This window comes from Mycolicibacterium sp. XJ662 (assembly GCF_053484035.1).
Map to the genome: position 1 here is coordinate 284,920 of NZ_JBEFTL010000005.1, position 25,568 is coordinate 310,487.

Here is a 25,568-nt window from a genome sequence, read left to right on the forward strand (position 1 = left end):
CGCATGGGCACGATGACGATTTTGCGGTCCACCTATCCGCGGGTGACGCGGTCGGTGCGCGCGCCGGTGGATGTGTTGGGCCGTATCGGTGATCATTTGTTGTTTTATGTGCGGGCGTTGGCTGGGATTCCGCATGCCAGTGTGCATTTTCGTAAAGAGATTGTGCGGTTGATCGCTGAGATTTCGATGGGTGCGGGCACGTTGGCGATGATCGGCGGCACGGTGGCCATTGTGGGGTTTTTGACCCTGGCTGCGGGGGGCACGTTGGCGGTGCAGGGCTATTCGTCGTTGGGTGATATCGGTATTGAGGCGTTGACGGGGTTTTTGGCGGCGTTTATCAATGTGCGTATCGCGGCGCCGGTGGTGGCCGGGATTGGGTTGGCGGCCACGTTTGGGGCGGGGGTGACCGCGCAGTTGGGGGCGATGCGTATCAATGAGGAGATTGATGCGTTGGAGTCGATGGCGATCCGGCCGGTGGAGTATTTGGTGTCGACGCGGATTGTGGCGGGGATGTTGGCGATCACCCCGTTGTATTCGATTGCGGTGATCTTGTCGTTTGTGGCCAGCCAGTTCACCACGGTGGTGTTGTTCGGCCAGTCCGGGGGGTTGTATGACCATTATTTCGATACGTTTTTGAACCCGATCGATTTGTTGTGGTCGTTTCTGCAGGCGGTGTTGATGGCGATCACGATCTTGTTGATCCACACCTATTTCGGCTATTTCGCTTCCGGCGGGCCTTCGGGGGTGGGGGTGGCGGTGGGTAATGCGGTGCGCACCAGTTTGGTGGTGGTGGTTTCGGTGACGCTGTTGGTGTCGCTGTCGGTGTATGGCTCCAACGGCAACTTCAACCTCTCCGGGTAGAACGGGCGATCCATGAAATCTGGTGCACTGCGCCCGTTGACCGGGCTGGCCATGGTCATCACGATCATCGCCATCATCGCCCTGGCGATCGCGCTGTTTCGCGGTGACTTCACCAAAACCGTGCCCATCACCGTCATCTCCGACCGCGCCGGCCTGGTCATGAACCCCGACGCCCGAGTCAAACTCAACGGGGCTCAAGTCGGCACGGTGGCGGCGATCGATGCGCTACCCGACGGAAAAGCCGCGATCCGCCTCGCGCTGGAACCCTCTGCGCTGGAACTGATCCCGGCCGATGTCCAGGTGGACATCACCTCGTCGACCGTGTTCGGCGCCAAGTATGTCGCGCTGGTCCCGCCGGACGATCCGTCATCACAGCCGTTGCGGTCGGGTCAGGTGCTCGACTCCCAGCACGTCACGGTCGAGATCAACACGATCTTCGAACAACTCGTCGCCGTGCTGAACGAGATCGAACCGACCAAGCTCAACGAAACGTTGCGAGCGCTCGCCGCCGGACTCGACGGGCGCGGGCAGCAGTTCGGCCAGACGTTTGCAGATCTGGATGCGATGCTGGCCAAGATCAACCCCAGCCTGGACAACCTCGCCCACGACATCGCGGTCGCGCCCGGGGTGCTCGACGCGTACGCCGACGCGGCACCGCATCTTCTGACGATCGCCGACAGTGCGGTCCGGATGAGCGACACCCTGGTGGAAAAACAGGACGATCTGGACACGTTGCTGCTCAGCACGATTGGGCTGGCCGAAACCGGCAACGACGTGGTGGGCACCAACCGACAAGCGCTCACCGATGTCGTTCACCTGCTGGTGCCCACCACCGACCTGACCAACGAGTACAACGCCGCGCTCAACTGCGCGCTGGCCGGCATGGTGCCGTTGGCCACGGCGCCGCCACCGCCCGTTCCTGGTGTGCTGCTACTGGACTCGTTCGTGCTGGGGTCCGAACGCTACCGCTACCCGGGGAACCTGCCCAAAGTTGCGGCCACCGGTGGCCCGCAGTGTGGTCAGCTGCCCGACATCGGATATGCGACGCGCGCACCGTATGTCGTCTCCGACGTCGGCGCCAACCGTGCGCAATACGGCAACCAGGGCATCCTGCTGAACTCCGACGCGCTCAAGCAGGCGTTGTTCGGTCCGATCGACGGGCCGCCGCGCAACACCACACAGATCGGACAGCCGGGATGAGGCTGTTGGCAACCGCGGTCAAGTTCGGCGCGTTCGGCGGGGTCATGGCCCTGTTGACCGCAGCGCTGTTCGCGGTCTTCGGCGAGTACCGCTCCGGATCGGCGCACGCCTACTCCGCCGTGTTCGCCGACGTGTCGAGCCTGGAACCCGGAGATTCGGTGCGGGTGTCCGGAATCCGAGTCGGCACGGTGACCGACGTAGCACTGCAACCCGACAACAACGTCGTCGTCCAGTTCGACGCAGCCCCCGACATCGTGCTCACCACCGGCACCAGGGCGGCGGTGCGCTACCTCAACCTGGTGGGCGACCGCTACCTCGAACTGCTCGACGGGCCCGGCTCAACCGAGATCCAGCCCTCCGGCTCCCAGATCCCCAGTGCGCGTACCGAACCGGCGTTGGATCTCGACCTGCTGCTCGGTGGCCTCAAACCCGTCATCCGAGGACTGGACGCCCAGGACGTCAACGCGCTGACCAACTCGCTGATCCAGATCCTGCAGGGTCAGAGCAGCAACGTGGAGTCGCTGTTCACCAAGACGGCGTCGTTCACCAACGCGATCGCCGACAACGGACAGACGGTGCGGCAGCTGATCGACAACCTCAACGCGGTGATGACCACCGTGGCCAAAGACGGCGACAAGTTCTCCAAGGCCGTCGACCAACTCGAACAGTTGATCACCGGCTTGGCGGCCGACCGCGATCCCATCGGCGAGGCGATCACCGCCCTCGACAACGGCACCGCATCACTGGCCGACCTGCTCAGCAACGCACGTGAGCCGCTCGCCGGCAGCATCGACCAACTCAATCGGGTGGCGCCGTTGTTGGAGGAAGGCGAACCGATGCTGGACATCTCACTGCAGAAGCTTCCCGAGAACTACAAGAAGGTGGTGCGCCTCGGCGCCTACGGAAGTTTCCTGAACCAGTACCTCTGCGGAATCTCGGTGCGCGTCACCGATCTGCAGGGGCGTACCGCGCACTTCCCCTGGGTCATTCAGAACACGGCACGGTGTGGGGAGCCCTGATGCGCAAATACCGGCAATCCTCGTTCATCCGCACCGGCTTCATCGGTGCGGTCCTGATCGTGCTCGTCTGCGTGGTCGGGCTGCAATCCGAACGGTTGTTGGCGATGGCGACTTCGGTGAAATACCAGGCGCTGTTCGCCGAGGCCGGCGGGCTGACCGCAGGTAACGACGTGAAAGTGTCCGGGATGAAGGTCGGTTCGGTGTCGCGGGTCACGCTGGACAAGGGCAAGGCGTTGGTGACCTTCACCGTCGACGGCAGCGTGCGGCTCGGCTCCCAGACCAAGGCCCATATCCGCACCGGGACGTTGCTGGGCGAGCGCATGATGACGTTGGAGCCCGAAGGTACCGCCAAACTGGGTCCGTCCGAAGTGATTCCGCTGTCGCACACCTCGTCGCCGTATTCGTTGACCGAGGCCGTCAGCGAGTTCACGTCGAACACCGCGGGCACCGACACCGTCGCGCTGAACCAGTCCCTGGACACGCTGTCGGAAACCATCGAGCGGATCGCGCCGCAACTGGGGCCCATGTTCGACGGCCTGAGCCAGCTGTCCCAGTCACTGAACGGGCGCGACGAAACGTTGGGGAACCTGCTCGACAGCGCCGCCGACGTCACCGGGGTCCTGTCCGAACGCAGCCAGCAGCTCAACACACTCATCCTCAACGCCAACGACTTCATCGGCGTGCTCGAGCAGCGCCGCTACGCGATCGTGAACCTGCTCGCCCAAACCTCCGCCGTCGCACAGCAGCTCACTCAGCTGGTGCACGACAACGAAGCCGAGCTGGCGCCGACCCTGCAGAAGCTGAACATGGTGTACGACATGCTCGAACGCAACCGCGACAACATCGCCACGGCGCTGCGCGGCCTGGCCAAGTACCAGGTGACCCAAGGTGAGGCGGTCAACAACGGGTTCTACTACAACGCCTTCGTCGGCAACCTGCTGCCCGGGCCCGCGCTGCAGCCGTTCCTCGACTACCTCTGGGGTTTCCGCCGCGGCGTGGACGCCGGCCAGCCGCCGGACAACGCGGGTCCGCGAGCTGAGTTCCCGTTCCCGTACAACGGCATTCCCGGGGGCTCGCGATGAACCGTCGTACGCGGCTGACCGCCGCGCTGTCGGTTGTGCTGACGGGACTGCTCATCGCCGGAGCGGCGGTGCTGGTTTACCAGAACTTCTTCCGCGCGAAGACGATCACGGCCTACTTCACATCGGCCACCGCGATCTATCCCGGTGACGAGGTGCGGGTGTCCGGGGTCAAGGTGGGCACCATCAAGTCCATCGATCCGGTGGGCGCCGAGGCGCGTATCACGCTCGCCGTCGACCGCGGTGTGCCGGTGCCCGCCGACGCCAAAGCGATCATCGTCGCCCAGAACCTGGTCTCCGCACGCTACGTGCAGCTCACCCCCGCCTACGAGACAACCGGGCCGACGATGCCCGACGGCGCGGTGATCGGCGCGGACCGCACCGCGGTGCCCGTCGAGTGGGACGAGGTCAAGACCCAACTGATGCGGCTGGCGACAGAGTTGGGCCCCTCCAGCGACATCTCAACCACCTCGATCGGGCGATTCATCGACAGCACCGCCAATGCGATGGACGGCAACGGGGTCAAGCTGCGCGAAACCATCAGCCAGCTCTCGCAGGTGGGCCGCATCCTGGCGGACGGCAGTACAGACATCGTCGACGTCATCAAGAACCTGCAGACCTTCGTTGGGGCGTTGCGCGACAGCAACATCCAGATCGTGCAGTTTCAGGACCGGTTGGCCACCGTGAGCAGCGTGGTGGATGCCAGCAGGTCCGACCTCGACGCTGCGCTGACCTACCTGTCGGAAGCCGTGGTCGAGGTGAAGCGGTTCGTGGCCGGCAGCAGAGACCAGACCGCCGAGCAGATATCCCGGTTGGCCGACGTGACACAGAACCTCGCAGACAACCGCCTGGCGTTGGAGAACGTGCTGCACGCCGCGCCGAACGCCATCGCCAACGGCTACAACATCTACAACCCCGACACCGGCACGATGATCGGTAGTTTCGCGATGTCGAACTTCGCCAACCCCGCACAACTGGTCTGCGCGGCGATCGGAGCCGTCGAAAACGCCACCGCGGCAGAGTCGTCCAGGCTCTGCTCGGAGTATCTGGGGCCCGCGCTGCGCCTGCTCAACTTCAACTACCTGCCCATGTCGTTCAATGCCTACCTGCAGAAATCGCCCAGCCCGGGCAACCTGATCTACTCCGACCCCGCGCTCGCACCCGGCGGCGCAGGTGGCTCCCCGGCGCACCCGGAGCCGGCGCCTGCGGTGTCGGCCTACACCGGTATCGGTGACGTCGCCCCGCCGGCGGGCTGGGGCCCGGCGCCGCCTCGGCCGCCGGGAGCATATGCCCCCAACGGATTACCGGCGCACCCGCAGCCGGCGCTGTTTCCCGGTGCGCCTGTCCCGCCCGGGCCGGCCCCGGCGCCGACATCGGTGTCGGACATGCTGCTTCCGGCAGAAGCGCAGGAGCCCCCGTCATGATCATCGGTACCTCGCTGCGCCGCCTGGCCGTGCTTGCCACGACGGTCATCCTCGCGGCAACCGGATGTGCCTTCGACGGGCTGAACTCGTTCGCGCTTCCGGGCACCGTCGGGCGCGGACCCGATGCGTCGACCTACCGGGTCATCATCGCCAACGTCGGCTCGTTGGAACCCAATTCGCCGGTCATGGTCGACGACGTCGTCGTCGGCAGCGTCGGCAAGATGCGCGTCGACAACTGGCACGCCGACGTCGAGATCTCGGTGAAACCCGACGTCGTCATACCGGCCAACGCGGTGGCCACCGTCGGGCAGACGAGCCTGCTCGGCTCCATGCACCTGGCGCTGGACCCGCCGCTGGGCCAACCCCCAAGCGGCAGAATGCAACCCGGGGCGATCATCGGGCTGGACAAGTCCTCGACATATCCGTCCACTGAACAAACCCTGGCCTCCCTGTCTGTCGTCATCAACGGCGGAGGTCTCGGCCAGATCGGCGACATCGTCAGGGAGTTCAACGCCGCGCTGGGCGGGCGCGAGACCCAGATCAGGAGCCTGCTGACACGGCTGAACGACTTCGTCGGCATGCTCGACACCCAGCGTGACGACATCAACGCGTCCATCGCCGCGATGGACCGACTCGCCTCCACGTTCGCCGGACAGCGTGACGTGATCACGGCGGCGCTGCAACGGATCCCACCCGCGCTCGACGTCCTGGTCAGGGAGCGGCCGCGCATCACCGAGGCACTGGACAAACTGCGGCACTTCAGCGACACGGCCACCGGGTTGATCAACGACTCCCAAGCCGACCTCGTGCGCAACCTCGAGAACCTCGAACCGACCTTGCGCGCGCTCGCCGACGTCGGGCCCGACCTCGGCACGGTGCTGGCCTACGCGCCGACATTCCCTTACACGCAAAGCTTCATCGATCGTGCGATCCGGGGCGACTACATGAACCAGTTCATCGTCTTCGACTTCACCATCCCGCGGCTCAAGAGGGGTCTGTTCCTCGGCACCCGCTGGGGTCAGGAGGGCGCGCCGATGGTGCCCGCGCCGGGGGATCCGTGGTACCTGTCCTACACCTACGACCCGCTCAAGGCGCCCATCACCCCGACACCCACCGAAGTCGCCGACCTGCCGCCCCTGGTCGATTCGCCGGCCGACGCGATGGCTGAGGGCGGTCGCTGATGCTGACCCGCTTCGTTCGAAATCAGTTGATCGTCTTCACGATCGCCTCGGTCATCGCCGTTTCGGTGATGCTGTTCAGCTATATGCAGGTGCCGACGCTGTTGGGCATCGGGCGCATCACGGTGAAGTTGGAATTGGCCGGCACCGGCGGCCTTTACCGGTTCGCCAACGTCACCTACCGCGGGGTGCAGGTCGGCAAGGTGATGGAGGTGCGCCCCACCCGCGACGGCGCCGTCGCCACCCTGTCGCTGGCCACGTCCCCGAGAATCCCGGCCAGCTCACACGCCGCTGTGCGCAGCGTCTCGGCCGTCGGCGAACAGTACGTCGACCTGACACCGGACAACGGCGACGGTCCCTACCTCGAAGACGGATCGGTCATCGTCAAGGACAACACGTCGGTGCCACAAGCCATCGGTCCCATGCTCGATCAGGTCAGCGCGTTGGTGGACAGTGTGCCCAAGGACAAGATCAACGCGCTGCTCGACGAGTCGTTTCGCGGTCTCGACGGCGCCGACTACGACATCGGATCGCTTTTGGACTCCTCGGCGACAATCGTCGCCGACGTCGACGCCGTCGCAGCCCAGACTCGGTCGCTGATCGACGACAGCCGTCCGCTGCTGGATGGTCAGGCGCAGTCCGCAGACAGCATCCGCACCTGGGCGCGCAGCGTGGCAGGCATCACCGAACAGCTCGCCGCCAACGATCCGCAGGTGCGTACCGTGCTGGACGCCGGACCCGGCGCAGCCGACGAAGCGGCACGGCTGATGAACGACGTCAAGGCGACGTTGCCAATTCTGCTGGCCAACCTCACCACGATCGGCAAGGTCGGCGTGACCTATCACGCGTCGCTGGAACAACTGCTCGTGCTGTTTCCGCCCTACGTGGCCGCCACCCAAACCGTCGGCGTCTCGAGAAACAACCCGACCGGAATGTCGTTGGGCGACTTCACGATGGCGATGAACGATCCACCCGCCTGCACGGTCGGGTTCCTGCCGCCGAACATGTGGCGCTCACCCGCGGACACCTCGATAGTCGACACCCCCGACGGCCTGTACTGCAAGCTTCCCCAGGACTCACCGATCGGCGTGCGCGGCGCGCGGAACTACCCGTGCATGGGTAAGCCGGGTAAGCGCGCACCCACGGTCGAGATCTGTGAAAGCGATCAGCCGTACGAACCGCTGGCGATGCGCCAGCATGCGCTCGGCCCGTATCCGATCGACCCGAATTTGATCGCTCAGGGCGTGGCGCCCGATGACCGGGTTGATTTCGGGGACCGTATCCACGCGCCGGTCGAGGGCACGCCCCCGGCCCCACCGACCCCACCGGTGCCGCCAGTGCCGTCGGGCCCCTCGGTGGCGGGCGCCACCTACGATCCGCAGACCGGCCAATACGCCACGCCCGACGGGAAAGTCTTCCGCCAAGCAGATCTCGTCAGCCCGGCGGGCCCGCGACCCTGGCAGGACCTCTTCACCGCCGGACGATGAGGGTCAGCCGTCGACCTTGACCAGCTTGAACGGCATGGTGATGAACACCGGCTTGCTCACCCCGCAGGCACCGCTGACACCCGTCGTCTGATCCTCGCCCGCCAGCGTCGTCGACGCGGGGTCGGTCATGCTGCCGTCGGCGACGACCGGCACGAACCGGAACACCTGAAGTCCCGGCGCCGCCGTGCCGTCCGGGCACGGCACCCAGTCGTCGATGGTGTGCTTGACGAACCAGACGCCGCCGGTCTTGTAGATCGGTGCGCGCCAACCGAAGTCGCTGACCACGGTCCCGGTGCATTCGGTCGGGTAACTGCACACCGTCGAGATCGTCCAGGTGCTGCGCAGGCTGTCGAGTTCGCGAAACCTGTCGTTGGTCTTGGCCCATTCGCCGTTCGACGTCGCGGTGTAGGTGCCGTTGAGGCCCCACGAATCCTCGGACGCGTCGGCGGTCGGCGCGAACCCGGCAACGGTGAGCCCGAGCGCCACCGCCGTCGCGCAGCCCGCGAGCTCGGAGATACCCAACACAAGCTCCTCACCAGCGACTGTTCGGCCAGAAGACCAACGTAGCGGGGGTATCGGTGCGCGACGCGACGGTCGTCCGCTGAGCGGGATGACCCCGGCCGACGTGCTGTCCCGCTTGTAGGGACACAGCGATACGGGTGGGCACGGTCTCGGCGAGAATCACCGCAGCCGATCACGAGACCGGAGAGCAGATGAAAGCCGCATTGGTTGCCGCCGCGTTGACCCTCATCGGGCTGATGTGTCCGGTGCCGGCTGGCGCCCATACGCCCTACGGCAACTTCGAACTGCACATCGACGGCCGCTATGACTTCCACACCTGGCTGTGGGTGATCTCGCGCTGCGGGGGAGGCGATTGCGTCGAGGTCCATGCGGTACCGCAGCCCAACGCGAAGGCGTTTCCCTACCGGGGGACCGCGCACCTGGTTGATGGGCGGTACACGATGACGGTCGATGTGCCGGACGGTTTGCGGTGCGGCAACGTCTATTACGGACCGGTCATCGCGACGCGCGACGTCTATTCCTGGGATGCGGTGACGCGCTCCGGCACCCTGGAGTCGTCCTTCGCCGCCGGGTGCGACGGCACCCCGGGCGGCACGTTGACCTACCCGCTGCGCCTCGTGCGGCTGTAGCCGGTCGAACTTTTCGACCCCCGCATACGTGACCTAGAGATCCGGTCGCCATCCAAAAGGGGGTCGACATGCGTGGTCGCGTGCAATCAGGTCTGGCGGCTGCCGTCATCGCGATGGGCGTCATCGCGCCAATGGCCGTCGTGCCGGCGCCACCACCGACCTGGGCAGCGCGCGTTGAGATCCACGACGTGCGTCTCGCCGCGGCCGCGCCGCCACTCGGCGCGATCCCGCTGGCGTTCATCCGCAACCAGTTTCAGTACTGCAGCGTGATCTGCCCCCACGTCGTCGAGGGGTTGGTCACGGTGCCCGCTGCGCTGGTGATGGCCCCGGTGACGTTCCTGGGTGCCCTCGGGGCGACGGGGTCACCGCTGCGGGCGATCGGCGCCGCCGCGGCTTCGGTGACCGGTCCGGCCAACGCGGCAGTGACCGGCATCATCGAAAACGACGTCTACCGGGTGGTTCCGAAGGCGTTCAACAACCTCGAGGTCGCGGTTGTCGAGTTGGTCAACGTGGCTTCGGCCGTGTTGCGGCCCGATCAGTTTCTGCGCATGCTCGACACCGCTCGGGCGAACATCCTCGCTGCGCTGAACCAGCCGCTGCCGCCGCCGGTGCCCACCGAAACCGGCGCCAGGACGCTGCCGCAAGTGTTGGCCGTGGAGACCATCAGGGTGTTCGCGGCCGTCGCGTTCCAGGCAGGTGAGATCCTGCTTCTGGGCGTCGTGCGGACGGCGGATGCCGCCGCGCAGGAACTGGCCGTGTCGGGCGATCCGTTCGCGGCGGTCGCCGCGGGCACCGCAACCGCGGCCGAGTCCCTGTCCACCGCCGGTCGCATCGTGCACGACGCGGCCGACACCGCGGTCACCAATGTGCGTGCCGCGCTCGCGAACCCGTTCCCGCGCAACCATTCCGAGCCTGAGTCCGACGTCGAGCCGAAAACGACCGAAACATCACGGCCGACACCGAGTGCGAAACCGAGAACCCCTGCCCAAGTGCTTGAGCGGATCGCGGACTTCGACGACGATCCGCCTGCCACAGATCAGGTCTCGTCGGCCGACTCCTCGGCAACCTCAGCCGACGGCGCTTCAACCACGTCCCCCGATGTCTCGTCGACGGTGGCGGGTCGCTCCGACGGTTCGGATGCCACCGATGAGGACACGTCCAGCGACAACGCGACACCGAGCGCCACGAAGAACGCGATGAACAACGATCCGCCGAGATAGACGTTCATGGGCCCGCCCGGTGAGATGAAGCTGCCCGGCGGGCCGATGATCGTGATCGTCTCGATCAACTGCTCGACGGTGAACACCGCAGCCGCGATCCCCAGCCAGCGCGGGAACCGGTCTTCGTTGGCCGCCAGAAGTATTGGCACCGCCACCATGATGTTGGCGACCGTGAGCATCGGCGCCGACATCGCCACGATGTCGCCAATCGTGCGCGCTGTCGCCGAACCGAGTTGGCCGGGGTGTAGCGCCAACCCCGCGGTGAACCAACTCGCGACGAGGATCTGGACGAGGATCAACGCCGAACCGATCGTGAACACGTAAGCCGCCGGGCCGGTCAGCCGGTCACGGGCGTGGCCCACCACCACGACCAACGCCAACGACCCGAACGCCACCAACAGCGCGTGCACCCGCATCGCGGACGAATGTTCGTTGACATGCGAGACGATGTCGAATCCGGGCGCTTCGATGCCCGGCATGGTCGGCACCATCACCAGCGCAATGGCGAACAGGACGCCGAACGCGATGCCCGCGATCATCGGTGTACGACGATCCATTGCTGCGCTCCCTACGTGCCGTGGCGATGCGTTGCGCGGGCGCCGGCGGACGACCGTTGACCACACCGTATCCACAAACGCGAATTCATCCACAGCCCACACGGCGTGTCACCGCACACGACCGAATCGGTCGTGGCCGCGGCCTACCTTTCAGCGCATGCGAACCGAATTGCCTGCCGAGCGGCTGCAGCGTCGTCTGGGCACCGAAACGGAGCTCGACGTGCGCGACGGCGATCCACCTGCCGATGCCGACCCGCCCGACACGCTGCTGTCGCGGTGGCTTCCCGACACCAAGGCGGGCGGTGCCGCGGGCTGGATGGCTGCCGTGCGCGCGGACCCGGGCCGCGCCGGTGTCGCGGCATTGGCCGCGGTGGGCATCGTCGCAGTACTGGTCACGGTGTTCGCCATCGTCCGCGACCAACCGCCGCCGGTGACATCGGCGAATCTTCCTCCGGTGCAGATGGTTTCGTCAGGCAGCCCGACACCGAGCGGTGCACCGCCTGCAGGCGGGACACCGAGCGGTGCACCGCCTGCAGGCGAGCAGCCCGTTGTGGTCAGCGTGGTCGGGTTGGTGCATGAACCCGGGTTGGTCACGTTGGATCCCGGTGCACGCATCGCCGACGCGCTGGGGGCCGCCGGAGGGCCGCTCGACGGCGCCGACCTGCTCGGGTTGAACATGGCCAGGCGCGTCGCCGACGGTGAGCAGATCATCGTCGGCATCGCGCCGGCCCCCGGGACGCCGACCGCGATGGGCAGCTCGATCACCGCGGACAACGCCACCGCCGCGCCTGCCGACGCCTCAGCCCCCGCTGACGGCACGGCGGCTCCCGACGCCGTCGTGGACCTCAACACCGCGACCGTCGAACAGCTCGAGACACTGCCCGGTATCGGGCCGGTGACCGCCTCGGCGATCGTGGCGTGGCGCGAGACCAATGGGCCGTTCAGCAGCGTCGAACAGCTCGGTGACGTGGACGGGATCGGCCCCGCGCGGCTGGAAAAGCTTCGTGACCGCGTCCGTGTGTGAGCCCAGTGGACGCCGGCGTCTTTCGGCTCGACCTGCGCCTGGTGCCCGCGGCGCTGACCAGCTGGGCGGTGACCGCGGCCGGAACCCTGTGGCATATCACGGGTTTGGTCGCGGCGGTGATCACCGCGGTCGTGCTGACGGGTGCGGCAGGGTGGTTCGGTCATGACCGCCGCGACGCCGGCGCCGACCGCGCGACGGTCCGGGCGGGCGTGGTCGCCGTCGCCGTGGTGGGTGCGACGTTCGCGATCGCGATCGGGCTGCGCGTCGACGAACTGCAGGATCATCCGGTCACGCTGCGCTACGGCACGGTCGCCGCCGTCGTCGTGACACCGACCGAAAGCCCGCGCGCGCTGGGCGGTAACCGGGCGATGTTCCGCGGATCGCTGGTGGCGCTCGACGGACACGAGATGACCGGCCGGGTAGTCGTTTTCGCCTCGACGATCGCGGTCGCCGACCTGGCCGCAGGTCAACCCGCCGGGTTCCGCGCGCGCATCGGCCGGCCGACGCGCCGCGACCTGTCCGTTGCGGTGCTCTCGGCCAGCGGCGACTTGTCGCGAGGGGAGGCGTCGCCGATACACCGGGCCGCACACCGCGTCCGGCGCGGGTTCGCCGACGCCGCACGGCGAGTGCTGCCCGCCGATCAGGCGGCGATGCTGCCCGCGCTGGTGTTGGGCGACACCTCGGCGGTGGGCTCGCGAACGATCGCCGAGTTCAAGGCGTCGGGGCTCACCCACCTGACCGCGGTATCCGGGGCCAACGTCACCATCGTCTGCGGTGCGGTGCTGCTGGCTGCGGGGATGATCGGACCGCGCGTGGCTGTCGTGTTGGCCGCCGTCGTGCTGGTGGCGTTCGTCGTGGTGGTGCAGCCGTCGGCCAGCGTGCTACGCGCGGCGGTCATGGGTGGGATCACGTTGCTGGCGTTGCTGACCCACCGCCGCCGCCAGGCCATGCCCGCGTTGGCGGCCAGCGTGCTGCTGCTGATGGTCGTGTCGCCGGAGTTGGCCGTCGACGTCGGGTTCGCGCTCTCGGTGTCGGCGACGGCGGCCCTCGTCGTCATCGCCCCGCACTGGTCGCAGCGGCTCGTCGGGCGGGGCTGGCCCAAGCCGCTGGCCGACGCGGTGGCCGTGGCCGTGGCCGCGCAGCTGGTCACCGCCCCGCTGGTGGCCGGGATCTCGGGCAAGTTGAGCCTGGTCGCCGTCGCCGCGAACCTGGCCGCGGCCCCGGTGATCCCGCCGATCACCGTGGTCGGCACCGCGGCGGCTGCGCTGGGCGCGCTCTGGGCGGACGGCGCCCAACTGCTGATCCGGTTCACCGGGCCCGAGCTGTGGTGGTTGCTGGGTGTCGCGCGGTGGGCCGCGGCCGTTCCCGGCGCATCGCTGCCGGTGCCGTCGGGTCTGCCGGGTGTGGTGATAATCGCGGTGACCGGTGTCGCCGCCGTGCTGGCGTGGCGGTGGCGCGCGGTGCGGATCGCGGTGGGCGTCGTCGCGGTCTGCCTGCTCGCGTGGACGGTGTCGGGCCTGTCGGCCGGGCATGACACGATCGGGGAGTGAGCCAAGAGGTTTCGCGACTGCACCTGGTCCTCGGCGACGAAGAACTGCTGGTCGAACGCGCTGTCGCGGCGGTGCTGCGGGCTGCGCGCAAGAGCGCCGGCACCGATGACGTCCCCGTGGACCGGTTGCGCGCCGGCGAGGTCAGCACCAGCGAACTCGCCGAGTTGCTCAGCCCGTCGTTGTTCGCCGACGAGCGGGTGGTGGTGTTGGAGTCGGCGGGGGAGGCGGGCAAGGATGCGGCCGCCGTCGTCGCCGCCGCGGCCGCTGACCTGCCGCCGGGGACCATGCTCGTCGTCGTGCACTCCGGCGGAGGTCGCGCCAAGGCCCTCGTCGACCAGATCAAAAAACTTGGCGCACAAGTGCATCCGTGCGCCAGGCTCACCAAACCGCGCGAGCGCGCCGACTTCGTGCGCGCCGAGTTCCGCGCGCTGAAGATGAAGGTCGACGACGACACCGTCACCGCGGTGCTCGACGCCGTCGGCTCCGACATCCGCGAACTGGCGGCGGCGTGCTCACAATTGGTCGCCGACACCGGCGGCGCCGTCGACGCCGCCGCGGTGCGCCGCTACCACTCCGGCAAAGCGGAGGTGAAGGGCTTCGACATCGCCGACAAGGCGGTCGTCGGCGACGTCGCCGGGGCGGCCGAGGCGCTGCGGTGGGCGATGATGCGCGGCGAACCCCAGGTGGTGCTCGCCGACGCGTTGGCCGAGGCCGTGCACACGATCGCGCGGGTGGCCCCGCTGTCGGGCGATCCGTACCGGCTGGCCTCAGAGTTGGGCATGCCGCCGTGGCGGGTGCAGAAGGCGCAGAAACAGGCTCGGCGGTGGTCGCGCGCATCGGTGGCCGAGGCGATGCGGCTGGTCGCGGCGCTGAACGCCGATGTCAAGGGGGCCGCGGCCGACGCCGACTACGCGCTGGAATCCGCGGTGCGCAAAGTCGCCGAACTAGCGGCGGACTGAAAAGCTCAGAGCTTGTTCAACGCGCGGGCCAACGCGGACTTGCGGTTGGCCGCCTGGTTCTTGTGGATGACGCCCTTGCTGGCCGCCTTGTCCAACTGCCGGCTGGTCGCCAGCAGCAATTCGTTGGCCTTCTCCTTGTCGCCGGCCTCCACGGCCGCCCGAAATCCGCGCACCGCGGTGTGAAGCGACGACTTCACCGACTTGTTGCGCACCCGGCGCTTCTCGTTGGTGCGGTTGCGCTTCATCTGCGACTTGATGTTGGCCACGCGGATAGTCCTTCGTAAATCTCGATTGGGTTGGGCAAAGTGTGTGGGTGCCCGAACTAGGGCAGCGACTGATCAGGGTACCAGCGAGCGCCCTGATCTCCCAAAGCGAGGCCCGCTGGCCTGCTGATATGGGCCGGATCCGCTCAGCTGGACTTCACCGCGACGCCCGGGTGCACCTCGACACGGTGCAGGTCGTCGCCCAACTCGATCTGCCGGTCGAACTTCGACGCGGCCAGCGCGCGCCATTCGTCTTCCTGACCGGGTTCGATGCCCGGCACGTAATGGGTGAGGATGAGGATGCCGACCCCGGCGCGCGTCGCGGTCTCCGCCGCTTCCTCGACCGACGAGTGGTAGTCGCAGATGTCGCGGATGCGCTGCATCGGCATCGCCTCGACCAGGTCCTTGCGGATCACCGTGTGCACCATCGCGCCCGCCCCGGCGGCCAGCTTGTCGAGGCTTTCGCACGGCACCGTGTCGCCGGCCAGCACCACCGACGCGTCGGCGTGTTCGACGCGAAAACCGATGGTGGGGGCGACCGGGCGGTGATCGGTCGGCGCCGCGGTGATCGTCACGCCGTCGCGGTCCCACACCACCCCCTCGGTGTACTCGTGCACCTCGAGCGGCGGCGGGGTCTTGAGGTCGTCGTGGTGGGCGATCCGGTAACCGATGTCGAAACCGAACGCCTTGAGGGTGGCGTCGACCACCTCCGCGGTGCCCGGCGGGCCGATGATCTGAAACGGCGGCTGTTCGGGGGTGAACGTGGTGACCCAGCGGCTGATGATCATGTCGCCCAGGTCGGCGATGTGGTCGCTGTGCAGGTGCGTGAGCAGCAGCGCGGCCAGTCCGTTGGCCGCCGCGCCCGCCGCGGTCAACCGCTGCTGGACTCCGCGGCCGCAGTCGATCAGGAACGTCTGCCCACCCGCCCGCACCAGCGTCGACGGGCCCGCGCGGTTCGCGTCGGGTATCGGACTTCCAGTTCCCAGCAGCGTTACCTCGATCATGGCCCCACATATACCTGACGGCGGCGTCGAAAGTGCGTTATTGACCGGATCGAAATCCGCTGTGGTGACGAACAATTCGGCCCGCACGCGGCGGCGGCGCAGTGTAGGGCGCGTAAGCAGCAAGCTCAAGAGAGCCCGGTGTTTCGCCGTGCTTCTGGGACACCGATGCCAAAACCTCCCGCTTTTCGCCACACCGACCTAGCCTGGTGTGAGAAAGATCACTGAAACGGAGGCATCGATGCGGATCGCGGACGTATTGCGCAGTAAGGGTGCGTCGGTGGCGACCATCACCCCGGAGACTTCGATCGCCGGGCTGCTGACCGAGTTGAGCGTGCACAACATCGGCGCGATGGTGGTAATTGGACAGGATGGCCTGGTCGGCATCGTGTCCGAACGCGACGTCGTGCGCGCACTGCAGAAAAGAGGCGCCGAACTGCTCACGCAGCCGGTGTCGGAAATCATGTCCACGCTGGTGGCGACCTGTTCGCCCAACGACTCGGTGGACAGCCTCAGCGCGTTGATGACGACCAACCGGGTGCGTCACATTCCGGTGATGGTGAACGGTCGCCTCGCCGGGATCGTTAGCATCGGCGACGTGGTCAAGACGCGCATGGAGGAACTCGAGGCACAACAGGAGCACTTGGAGGCCTATATCACCCAGGGCGGCTGATGCCATTCGCGATCGACGTTCGTCCCCCGCAGAAGGGCGATATCCGGCCGTTGGCCCGCACCCTGGGCAGGGCTTTCCACGACGACCCCCTGATGAAGTGGATGCTGGCCGACGACAGCCGCCGCACCAAGGGGTTGACGCGGATGTTCGCGGCGATGACCCGGCATCACTTTCTGGCCGGCGGAGGCGTCGAGGTTGCGCTCGGAGCCGACGGCATCGGTGCGGCCGCGCTGTGGGATCCACCCGGCCGGTGGAAGCAGTCGCCGATGCAGGAACTGCGGATGATGCCCAGCTTTCTGCTGGCGATGGGCGCGGGGGCAAAACGAGGTCGTCAGGCCAGCGAGCTGATGAAGGAATGCCATCCCGAAGAGCCGCACTGGTATCTCGGTGTGATCGGCAGTGACCCGACCGTGCGCGGCGGCGGGTTCGGACGGGCGCTGATGCAGTCCCGACTGGACCGGGTGGACGCCGAACACGCACCGGCCTACTTGGAGTCCAGCAACCCCGACAACGTGCCCTACTACCAGCGGTTCGGCTTCGAGATCACCGGCGAGATCAACATGCCCGACGGTGGGCCCACGATGTGGGCCATGTGGCGCGCGCCGCGATAGCGCGAGTGTGCGCAAACTCGGGCATTTGACTGGCGTGTCGTCCTCAAACACGCACGCTCGCGCTAAAAGGAATCAGCTCCAGGAGTATTCGGCCCGCAGCCGGGTGGCGACCAGCTCGAACTTCTCGCGCTCGAGGATCGCGCCTTCGCGGCGGATGCCCTCCTCGGGCACGTCGAGCACCCGGTCCAGCCGCACCCAACTCTGCCTGCTCTCGTAGTCCCAGCTGCCGGCGCCGATCCCCACCCAGTTCGGGTCGTCGCCGTGGTGTTCACGGCTGGAGAGCATCAACCCGAGCAGAGTGGACCGGTCCCTGCCGACCACCAGCACCGGACGGTCCTTACCGCGGTCCGGGTCGTCCTCGTAGACCACCCAGGTCCACACGATCTCGCCGGGATCGGCGCGGCCGTCGAGGTCGGGGGCGTAGACCAGCTTGCGGGCCCGGTGCGCGGTCGGCACGAACGTTCGGCTGACCGGGCGCCCCGCGGTGATGGCCGGAGCCTCGGCCTCGGGTGGGCCCGCGATGACGTCCATGCCGATCTTGATGCCCTGCTGGATACCGCGCTGCAGCGTCTGCGAATTCTGCAGCTGGCGGACGAACTTGGGCGCCTCGTTGAACACCAAATTCTCGGCAAACCTCTGAAAGGTTTTCCACGGCGGAGCCATATTGCCGAGCATAAGTGAAGTCGCCCGGCCGCGATTGTGCCGACCGGCACCTCGCTGGATACCCTGATAGCACACATAGTCCGCCTCACCAGGAGATTCCCATCAGCAGCTTCGCCGACCAGACCTTCACCGCGCCGGCGCAGATTCGGAACTTCTGCATCATCGCCCACATCGACCACGGCAAGTCGACGCTGGCCGACCGGATGCTGCAACTCACCGGTGTCGTCGACGACCGCACCATGCGTGCGCAGTACCTGGACCGGATGGACATCGAACGCGAACGCGGCATCACGATCAAGGCCCAAAACGTCCGGTTGCCTTGGCAAATCGACGGCACCGACTACGTGCTGCACCTGATCGACACCCCCGGCCACGTCGACTTCACCTACGAGGTGTCACGCGCGCTGGAGGCCTGCGAGGGCGCGGTGCTGCTCGTGGACGCCGCCCAGGGCATCGAGGCGCAGACGCTGGCCAACCTCTACCTGGCGTTGGACCGCGACCTGGCGATCATCCCGGTGCTCAACAAGATCGACCTGCCCGCCGCCGACCCGGACCGCTATGCCGCCGAGATCGCCCACATCATCGGCTGTGAACCCGGCGACGTCCTGCGCGTGTCGGGGAAGACCGGCGACGGGGTGGCCGACCTGCTCAACCACCTCGTGCGTGAGGTGCCGCCCCCCACCGGCGACGCCGACGCCCCCGCGCGCGCGATGATCTTCGACTCGGTCTATGACACCTACCGCGGCGTGGTGACCTACGTCCGCGTCGTCGACGGCAAGATCGTCCCGCGCGAGCGGATCAAGATGATGTCCACCGGCGCTATCCACGAACTGCTCGAAGTCGGCATCATGTCCCCGGAACCCAAACCCGCCGACGGCCTTGGCGTCGGTGAGGTCGGCTACCTGATCACCGGCGTGAAGGACGTGCGTCAGTCCAAGGTCGGTGACACCGTGACGGCCGCGCGCAACGGCGCCACCGAAGCGCTGACCGGTTACCGCGAACCCAAGCCGATGGTCTACTCCGGGCTGTATCCGGTCGACGGCTCCGACTACCCGGATCTGCGTGACGCGCTGGATCGGCTGCAGCTCAATGACGCCGCGCTGACGTGGGAACCCGAGACGTCGGTGGCGCTGGGGTTCGGTTTCCGCTGCGGCTTTCTGGGCCTGCTGCACATGGAGATCACCCGCGAGCGTCTCGAGCGCGAATTCAACCTCGACCTCATCTCCACCTCGCCCAACGTCGTGTATCGCGTTGTGACCGAAGACGGTTCGGAACTGACGGTGACCAACCCGTCGGACTGGCCGGGCGGCAAGATGCGCGCCGTGTACGAGCCCGTCGTCAAGACGACGATCATCGCGCCCAGCGAGTTCATCGGCGCGATCATGGAACTGTGCCAGTCGCGCCGCGGTGAGCTCGGCGGCATGGACTACCTGTCGCCCGAACGCGTCGAGTTGCGCTACACGCTGCCGTTGGGCGAGATCATCTTCGACTTCTTCGACTCGCTGAAATCGCGCACCCGCGGATATGCCAGCCTCGACTACGAGGACGCGGGCGAACAGGAAGCCGACCTGGTCAAGGTGGACATCCTGCTGCAGGGTGAGCCGGTCGACGCGTTCAGCGCGATCGTGCACAAGGACGCGGCGTATGCCTACGGCAACAAGATGACGACCAAACTTCGGGAGCTGATCCCGCGCCAACAGTTCGAAGTTCCGGTGCAGGCCGCGATCGGGTCGAAGATCATTGCTCGCGAAAACATCCGCGCGATCCGCAAAGACGTGCTATCGAAGTGCTACGGCGGTGACATCAGCCGCAAGCGCAAGCTGCTGGAAAAGCAGAAGGAAGGTAAGAAGCGGATGAAGACCATCGGTCGGGTCGAGGTGCCGCAGGAGGCGTTCGTCGCCGCCCTGTCCACCGACTCGGCTGCCGACAAGGCCAAGAAGTAGGCAGCCGATGCGCTCGCGCGGGCTGGCCGTCGTCGCGCTGAGCGCCGGTGTGGTGCTTGCCGGGTGTTCGACCCAGGTCACCGACCCGCCCACGTTGCGGATCGCCGAGGTCGTCAAACCGTCGCCGGTGCGCGCGCTCGCCCAGGTCCTGCCCACGGCTGACGAACTGGCCGCGATGCTGGGCACGACGGGCTTCTCGGGCCAACTCGTCGAGGGCGGTCCCGACCTGCTGCTGCAGAGCGTCGGGGAAGGCCAAGCGACGCCCGCCGACTGTGTGAGCACCGGTTACCGGTTGCAGAAGACGGTGTATGACGCCGCTCCGGTGCGCGCCGTGGCCAGCCAGTCCTGGGCGGGCGGTGACGTCAGCGGTCCGTCGTCGTCGGGTTTCTACGGTGTCGTGCAGTTCGCCACCGCCGACGCCGCCCAGGAGTTCTTCGCCGCCGCGGCCGAGGACTGGCACCGCTGCAACGGCGAGGCGCTGGTGCTGCAACGGCCCGGCTCGCACACCTCCGCCGTCAGCAGGATCACCGGCGTCGCCGTCGATCAGAGCACCGTGTCGGCCGTCGTGCTGCACGACGCCGGCTCGACGGTTCAGCGCGCGCTGGGCATCGCCGCGGATTGCGTTGTGGACGTGGAGATTTCGGATCTCGCGGGGCCCGATCCGATGGGTGCTCAGGACGCGGTCGCCATCGCCGCCGCGATGCTGGACAAGATCGCCGACTGACCGGCACACGCCGGGACGCGGCCCTCAGATGTACATCGCGGGATCGATGTAGCAGGTGGGGTCGACGGCCTGCTCTCGTTCCTGCGCGGTGCGGTGCCGCACCACCGCCGGTATGCCGGTCGCGATCGAATCCGCCGGAACATCGCGGGTGACAACGGCATTGGCGCCGATCGCGCTGTCGTCGCCGACCGTGAGCGGACCCAGCACCTTGGCACCGGCACCGATCGTGACCCGGCTGCCGATCGTGGGGTGGCGCTTGACCCGTTTGAGGGTGCGTCCGCCCAACGTCACCCCGTGGTAGATCATCACGTCGTCACCGATCTCGGTGGTTTCGCCGATCACCACGCCCATGCCGTGGTCGATGAAGAAGCGTCGGCCGATGGTGGCGCCTGGGTGAATCTCGATCCCCGTGGCCGCCCGGACGATCTGCATCAGCACGCGGGCCGGTCCGCGCAGCGCCGGACGCGCCCACATCCGGTGCGCTACCCGGTGGGCCCAGATCGCGTGCAAACCGGAGTACACCAGCGCGTTCTCCACGTCCCCGCGCGCGGCCGGATCGTGGGCACGGGCGTTCTGCAGGTCCTCCCGCAATGTGGACAGCAGCGCCATCACGGTCTCAGTCCCTGACGTGCTCGAACAATGGCGTGGAGACATAGCGTTCACCGAAGTCGGGGATCACCACCACGATCACCTTCCCGGCGTTCTCCGGCCGCTTGGCCAACTCGAGTGCGGCCCACACGTTGGCCCCCGCCGAAATGCCGCCCAGGATGCCTTCCTGGGTGGCCAGCGCGCGCGCGACGGTGATCGAGTCGTCGAATCCGGCGTCGATGATCTCGTCGTAGACCTCGCGGTCGAGCACCTCGGGAACGAAGTTGGCCCCGATGCCCTGGATCTTGTGCGGGCCGGGTTCGCCGCCGTTGAGGATCGGGGAGTCTGCCGGTTCGACGCCGACGATCTGCACCTCGGGCTTACGGGACTTGAGTACCCGCCCGACGCCGGTCAACGTGCCGCCGGTGCCGATGCCGGCGACGAAGACGTCGACCGTGCCGTCGGTGTCGGCCCACACCTCCTCGGCGGTGGTGCGCTCGTGGATGTCCGGATTGGCGGGGTTGGCGAATTGGTCTGCGAGCACCGCATTCTCGGTCTCGGCGATGATCTGTTGGGCGCGGGCGACGGCCCCGGCCATGCCCTCGGCGCCGGGGGTCAAAATGATCTCGGCGCCGAAGGCCCGCAGCATCACCCGGCGTTCGGTCGACATGGTGTCGGGCATGGTCAAAATCACCCGGTAGCCGCGCGCCGCGCCCACCATCGCCAAGGCGATGCCGGTGTTGCCGCTGGTGGCCTCCACGATCGTGCCGCCCGGCCGCAGCGCGCCGGCGGCCTCGGCCGCGTCGACGATCGCCACCCCGATCCGGTCCTTGACGCTGTTGGCCGGGTTGTAGAACTCCAACTTGGCGAGCACCTGCGCCTGCAGGCCCTCGGTCATGCGGTTGAGTCGGACCAGCGGGGTCCGTCCCACGATTTCGCTGACGTCGCTATAGATGTTGCCCATACCGCCCTTTGGTCAAGCCCATTCGTCAGACCGAGAGTAGCGGTAAGGCACCTCGGTTACATCGGCGCGTTGGCGGGTACGAACCCGCCGGAGCTGTCGGCCTCCTCCTCGGCGCGGATCACGTGCACCACCGCGTTGATCAACGCCAGATGGGTGAACGCCTGCGGGAAGTTGCCGAGGTGGCGGCCCGTACGCGGCTCGATCTCCTCGGCGTACAGATGCAGCGGGCTGGCGAACGACAGCAGCCGCTCACACAGGTGTTTCGCGCGGTGGATCTCGCCGATCTCCACCAGCGCCGACACCAGCCAGAACGAGCAGATCGTAAACGTGCCCTCCTCGCCGGCCAGGCCGTCGTCGGTCTCCTCGACGCGGTAGCGCAGCACCAGGCCTTCCTCGGTGAGCTCGTCGGCGATCGCCAGCACGGTGGCCCGCACCCGCGGGTCGTCGGGCGGCAGGAACCGGGTCAGCACCGCCAGCAGCAGCGACGCGTCCAGCGCGTCGTGGCCGTAGCGCTGGGTCAGCACCCCGCGCGAGTCGACGCCGTTCTTGAGCACATCGGCCTTGATCTCCTCGGCGATGGCGCGCCACTGCTGGGCGTAGGACTTCTCACCCTGCAGTTCGGCGAGTTTGGAGCCGCGGTCCAGCGCCACCCAGCACATGATTTTGCTGGAGGTGAAGTGCTGCGGCTCGCCGCGCACCTCCCAGATGCCGCGGTCGGGCTGGCGCCAATGTTTGATCGCCTCTTCGACCTGCTGTTTGAGCACCGGCCACAACGTGTCGGAAATCTGCTCACGCGACTTCGCGTGCAGATACACCGAGTCCAGCATCGTGCCCCAGATGTCGTGCTGCATCTGGTTGTAGGCGCCGTTGCCGATGCGCACCGGGCGGGCACCGTCGTAGCCGGACAGGTGGTGCAGTTCCTCCTCGACCAGGGTGCGCTCACCGCCGACGGCGTACATCACCTGAAGCGGGTGGCGTTCACCGTTGTTGGCACCGGACACGTCGGCGATGAACGCGAAGAAGTCGTCGGCCTCACGGTCCAGACCCAGGGTGTACAGACCCCACAGCGCGAACGTGGAGTCGCGCACCCACGCGTAGCGGTAGTCCCAGTTGCGTTCGCCCTGTGGGGTTTCCGGCAACGACGTGGTGGGCGCCGCCAGCAGCGCACCGGTCGGGGAGTAGGTGAGCCCCTTCAGCGTCAACGCGCTGCGCTGCAGGTAGGCCCGCCACGGGTGGTCGGGAAAGTTGCCGATGTTGATCCACTGCCGCCAGCATTCGCTGGTCTGCCACATCTTGTCGGCGGCTTCCTCGTAGTTCTGCGGCGCGGGGTGTTTGGACCAGGACAGCGCGACAAACGCGTTGTCGCCCTCCTTCATCCGGGTGCGGGCGCGGGCCTCGTGGCCTTCCAGCCCCAGCCGCAGGTTGGTGGTCAGCCTCAGCGTCGGATGCGCATCGGGGTCGCGGCGGGCGCGGGCGATCGCCTCCCCGTAGGCCTGGGCCGAGTACTCCCAGGTGGCCGGGATGCGGTGGTAGTCGAAGGCCGGCTCGCAGTTCAACACCAACTCGACCGTGCCGCTGACGCAGCGCACCGTGCGCAGCAAGATGTGCTCGGCGTCCCAATCCATCGGGGTGCGGCGGTGCGTGCGGGACCTGGCGTCGAGGTCATGCCACGGCCCCATCACCAGCGCGTCGCGCACGATCAGCCAGCCGGTGTGGGTCTGCCAGGTGGTCTCCAGGATCAGGCTGCCCGGCAGGTAGCGGCGGGCGGCAGGCACCGACACCCCGTAGGGGCCCAGCCGGAAGTGGCCTGCGCCGCGGTCGAGGATCGCGCCGAACACGCTGGGGGAGTCCGGACGCGGCACGCACAGCCATTCGATGGACCCGGCCGACGAGATCAGGCAGGTGTTCTCGCAGTCGGACAGAAACGCGTAGTCGGCGATCGGCGGAAAGGGGTTCCGCAACGACGCGGATGGTGCGTAGGGCATCGGCCCGGTCATCGTCAACGGCGCGTTCGGGTCGCCGCGGCGGCCGGACGCCGATCCGTTGTCGGTCTCCGCTGGCCCTTCGGATGGCTCGATGTGTGGCAGCACCATGCCGACATCATCGACTGCGGACCTGCTCGGCGTCCACCGAATCGTCGCGTGTTCCCGCGCACCGTCTCAGCGGCGGGCGAACGCAGGCACGTGTTCGGGCAGCGGGCCGATCGCGACGCCGTAGGCCGCGACCCGGCGCAACAGCGGCGCGCGGGCGGCGATCCGGACCAGAAGCGGTGGTTTGGCCGGGCCGGTCGCGCCCACCGCGACCGCGATCACCCGCGCGTGGATCAGCCGCTGCACCGCCTGGACCAGCGCCGCAGGCAGCCACCGGCGGACCTGCACCCGCGCCAGGTGCCGGGTGGAGACCTCACCGGTGCGCAGCGGGCCGGCCAGCATCCGCCCGGCGGCGACGGCGTCGGCCACCGCGAGGTTGATCCCCACGCCGCCGACCGGCGACATCGCGTGGGCGGCGTCGCCGATCAGCAACAACCCGTCGGTGTACCAGCGGCGCAGCCGGTTGAGCGCCACGTTGAGCAGCTTGACCTCGTCCATCGACGTCAGCGCCGCGGTGTGCTCGGCCAGCCACGGCACCAGCGCCACCACGTCGCGGCGCAGCGCTTCGACGCCCTCGGCGCGAAGGTCGCTGTCGCGGCCCTTGGGGATGACGTAGGCGCATTGGTAGTAGTCGCCGCGGTCGATGACGATCTGGGCGTGGCCCGCGCCGAGCACCCCGGCCAGACCGTGCGGGTCGTCGGGGCGGCGCGGCAGCCGAAACCACCACACGTCCATGGGCGCGCCGAAGTTCTTCGGCGTCAGCCCCATCGCGGCGCGCAGCGTCGAGGACCGGCCGTCGCAGGCGACGGTCAGCGGCGCGTGCATCGCGCGGACCGCACCGTCGGGCGTGCGGTACCGGACCCCGACCACGGTGGGGGTGCGCGCGCCGCGGCGCAGGATCGGCCCCAGTACCTCGGTGCTGCGCAGCAGTGTGAACGTCGGCTCCTTTTCGGCCGCCGACGCCAACAGCTCGAGGAAGTCCCACTGGGGAACCAGCGCAATGTGTTTGTGCGGCCCGGGGATTCGCCGCAAATCCATGGCCACCTCGGTGCCCTGCACGTCGAGGGAGAGCTGTTCGATCTCGCGGTGCGGCAGCTGAGCGAACTGCTCGGCGAGGCCGAGTTCATCCAGCAACCGCAGCGTGCTGGCATGCACGGTGTCACCGCGGAAGTCACGCAGGAAGTCGGCGTGTTTCTCCATGACCGTGACGTCGACGCCGGCGCGGGCAAGCAGCAGGCCCAGCATGATTCCCGCGGGACCGCCGCCGGCGACGATGCAGCCGGTACTGTCGGTGCGCTCCTCGTCCTCGGGCACGGCGCAATCTTTGCATCACATACGC

At 67.6% G+C, this 25,568-nt stretch carries 23 protein-coding genes and 1 pseudogene; 15 read left to right on the forward strand and 9 right to left on the reverse strand.

The genetic code is table 11. The features are described 5' to 3' along the window. Window positions 1-3 precede the first annotated feature (3 nt). From ABQE93_RS16950 to ABQE93_RS16980, 7 genes are read left to right on the forward strand one after another with little or no spacing between them, the layout of a single operon-like run. A complete protein-coding gene (locus tag ABQE93_RS16950; RefSeq protein WP_448408769.1) occupies window positions 4-861 on the forward strand; it encodes an MlaE family ABC transporter permease in 858 nt (285 codons plus the stop codon). Between the two features lie 12 nt (window positions 862-873). Next, the gene (locus tag ABQE93_RS16955) at window positions 874-2,061 is read left to right on the forward strand and encodes an MCE family protein (protein WP_448408768.1); all 1,188 of its coding nucleotides are present in this window, start codon (window positions 874-876) and stop codon (window positions 2,059-2,061) included. Next, a complete protein-coding gene (locus ABQE93_RS16960) occupies window positions 2,058-3,080 on the forward strand; it encodes an MCE family protein (protein ID WP_448408766.1) in 1,023 nt (340 codons plus the stop codon). Before ABQE93_RS16955 ends, ABQE93_RS16960 begins: the two co-directional genes overlap by 4 nt. After that, window positions 3,080-4,162, forward strand: a complete 1,083-nt coding sequence (locus ABQE93_RS16965; RefSeq protein WP_448408764.1) for an MCE family protein — start codon at window positions 3,080-3,082, stop codon at window positions 4,160-4,162. The genes ABQE93_RS16960 and ABQE93_RS16965 overlap by 1 nt, the downstream gene beginning before the upstream one ends. Beyond that, window positions 4,159-5,583, forward strand: a complete 1,425-nt coding sequence (locus tag ABQE93_RS16970; protein WP_448408763.1) for an MCE family protein — start codon at window positions 4,159-4,161, stop codon at window positions 5,581-5,583. The genes ABQE93_RS16965 and ABQE93_RS16970 overlap by 4 nt, the downstream gene beginning before the upstream one ends. Then, complete coding sequence (locus ABQE93_RS16975; RefSeq protein ID WP_448408762.1) at window positions 5,580-6,764, forward strand: MCE family protein; 1,185 nt, start codon at window positions 5,580-5,582, stop codon at window positions 6,762-6,764. The genes ABQE93_RS16970 and ABQE93_RS16975 overlap by 4 nt, the downstream gene beginning before the upstream one ends. Then, window positions 6,764-8,248, forward strand: a complete 1,485-nt coding sequence (locus ABQE93_RS16980) for an MCE family protein (protein WP_448408761.1) — start codon at window positions 6,764-6,766, stop codon at window positions 8,246-8,248. Before ABQE93_RS16975 ends, ABQE93_RS16980 begins: the two co-directional genes overlap by 1 nt. A 3-nt stretch (window positions 8,249-8,251) precedes the next feature. Here the strand turns inward: ABQE93_RS16980 and ABQE93_RS16985 are convergent, their stop codons facing one another. Further along, on the reverse strand, window positions 8,252-8,773 hold the full coding sequence (locus ABQE93_RS16985) for an Rv2253/PknI dimerization domain-containing protein (protein WP_448408760.1): 522 nt from the start codon (window positions 8,771-8,773) through the stop codon (window positions 8,252-8,254). A gap of 188 nt (window positions 8,774-8,961) precedes the next feature. On the opposite strand from ABQE93_RS16985, the gene ABQE93_RS16990 reads away from it, so the two are divergent. Next, the gene (locus ABQE93_RS16990) at window positions 8,962-9,399 is read left to right on the forward strand and encodes a hypothetical protein (RefSeq protein ID WP_448409126.1); all 438 of its coding nucleotides are present in this window, start codon (window positions 8,962-8,964) and stop codon (window positions 9,397-9,399) included. A gap of 1,036 nt (window positions 9,400-10,435) precedes the next feature. Here the strand turns inward: ABQE93_RS16990 and ABQE93_RS16995 are convergent. Continuing rightward, the gene (locus tag ABQE93_RS16995) at window positions 10,436-11,176 is read right to left on the reverse strand and encodes a hypothetical protein (RefSeq protein ID WP_448408758.1); all 741 of its coding nucleotides are present in this window, start codon (window positions 11,174-11,176) and stop codon (window positions 10,436-10,438) included. A 157-nt stretch (window positions 11,177-11,333) separates the two neighbouring features. Between ABQE93_RS16995 and ABQE93_RS17000 the strand changes: the two genes are divergently transcribed. From ABQE93_RS17000 to holA, 3 genes are read left to right on the forward strand one after another with little or no spacing between them, the layout of a single operon-like run. After that, window positions 11,334-12,200, forward strand: coding sequence for a ComEA family DNA-binding protein (locus ABQE93_RS17000; RefSeq protein WP_448408757.1), 867 nt, complete (start codon window positions 11,334-11,336; stop codon window positions 12,198-12,200). A gap of 5 nt (window positions 12,201-12,205) precedes the next feature. After that, a complete protein-coding gene (locus tag ABQE93_RS17005) occupies window positions 12,206-13,750 on the forward strand; it encodes a ComEC/Rec2 family competence protein (protein ID WP_448409125.1) in 1,545 nt (514 codons plus the stop codon). Then, window positions 13,747-14,709 (forward strand): DNA polymerase III subunit delta, encoded by a 963-nt coding sequence (gene holA / locus ABQE93_RS17010; protein WP_448408755.1) that lies wholly within the window; start codon window positions 13,747-13,749, stop codon window positions 14,707-14,709. Before ABQE93_RS17005 ends, holA begins: the two co-directional genes overlap by 4 nt. Window positions 14,710-14,714: 5 nt before the next feature. Here the strand turns inward: holA and rpsT are convergent, their stop codons facing one another. Further along, the gene (rpsT, locus tag ABQE93_RS17015; RefSeq protein ID WP_448408753.1) at window positions 14,715-14,975 is read right to left on the reverse strand and encodes a 30S ribosomal protein S20; all 261 of its coding nucleotides are present in this window, start codon (window positions 14,973-14,975) and stop codon (window positions 14,715-14,717) included. Window positions 14,976-15,118: 143 nt separating this feature from the next. Further along, window positions 15,119-15,976, reverse strand: a complete 858-nt coding sequence (locus tag ABQE93_RS17020) for a ribonuclease Z (protein WP_448408751.1) — start codon at window positions 15,974-15,976, stop codon at window positions 15,119-15,121. Window positions 15,977-16,214: 238 nt separating this feature from the next. Here ABQE93_RS17020 and ABQE93_RS17025 point away from each other — a divergent pair, with 238 nt between their 5' ends. Next, window positions 16,215-16,646, forward strand: coding sequence for a CBS domain-containing protein (locus tag ABQE93_RS17025; RefSeq protein WP_448408749.1), 432 nt, complete (start codon window positions 16,215-16,217; stop codon window positions 16,644-16,646). Beyond that, the gene (locus tag ABQE93_RS17030; RefSeq protein WP_448408747.1) at window positions 16,646-17,257 is read left to right on the forward strand and encodes a GNAT family N-acetyltransferase; all 612 of its coding nucleotides are present in this window, start codon (window positions 16,646-16,648) and stop codon (window positions 17,255-17,257) included. The genes ABQE93_RS17025 and ABQE93_RS17030 overlap by 1 nt, the downstream gene beginning before the upstream one ends. A gap of 72 nt (window positions 17,258-17,329) precedes the next feature. Here ABQE93_RS17030 and ABQE93_RS17035 read toward each other — a convergent pair whose 3' ends face one another. After that, window positions 17,330-17,932 (reverse strand): type II toxin-antitoxin system PemK/MazF family toxin, encoded by a 603-nt coding sequence (locus ABQE93_RS17035; RefSeq protein WP_448408745.1) that lies wholly within the window; start codon window positions 17,930-17,932, stop codon window positions 17,330-17,332. Window positions 17,933-17,953: 21 nt separating this feature from the next. Here ABQE93_RS17035 and lepA point away from each other — a divergent pair. Together lepA and ABQE93_RS17045 are read left to right on the forward strand one after the other, a co-directional pair. Continuing rightward, window positions 17,954-19,863, forward strand: a pseudogene (gene lepA, locus ABQE93_RS17040) (translation elongation factor 4). A 7-nt stretch (window positions 19,864-19,870) separates the two neighbouring features. After that, window positions 19,871-20,587, forward strand: coding sequence for a sensor domain-containing protein (locus tag ABQE93_RS17045; protein WP_448408744.1), 717 nt, complete (start codon window positions 19,871-19,873; stop codon window positions 20,585-20,587). A 24-nt stretch (window positions 20,588-20,611) separates the two neighbouring features. On the opposite strand, the gene epsC is transcribed toward ABQE93_RS17045, so the two are convergent. From epsC to ABQE93_RS17065, 4 genes are all read right to left on the reverse strand, one after another. Next, the gene (gene epsC / locus ABQE93_RS17050; protein WP_448408743.1) at window positions 20,612-21,196 is read right to left on the reverse strand and encodes a serine O-acetyltransferase EpsC; all 585 of its coding nucleotides are present in this window, start codon (window positions 21,194-21,196) and stop codon (window positions 20,612-20,614) included. Window positions 21,197-21,203: 7 nt separating this feature from the next. Then, the gene (gene cysK / locus ABQE93_RS17055; RefSeq protein WP_448408741.1) at window positions 21,204-22,139 is read right to left on the reverse strand and encodes a cysteine synthase A; all 936 of its coding nucleotides are present in this window, start codon (window positions 22,137-22,139) and stop codon (window positions 21,204-21,206) included. A gap of 56 nt (window positions 22,140-22,195) precedes the next feature. Further along, window positions 22,196-24,232 carry a glycoside hydrolase family 15 protein gene (locus tag ABQE93_RS17060; protein WP_448408739.1) on the reverse strand — a complete coding sequence of 679 codons (2,037 nt, stop codon included), beginning with the start codon at window positions 24,230-24,232 and terminating at the stop codon, window positions 22,196-22,198. 66 nt (window positions 24,233-24,298) lie between these two features. Beyond that, window positions 24,299-25,543: an FAD-dependent oxidoreductase gene (locus tag ABQE93_RS17065; RefSeq protein WP_448408737.1), complete on the reverse strand. Its 1,245-nt coding sequence runs from the start codon at window positions 25,541-25,543 to the stop codon at window positions 24,299-24,301. Window positions 25,544-25,568 lie beyond the last annotated feature (25 nt).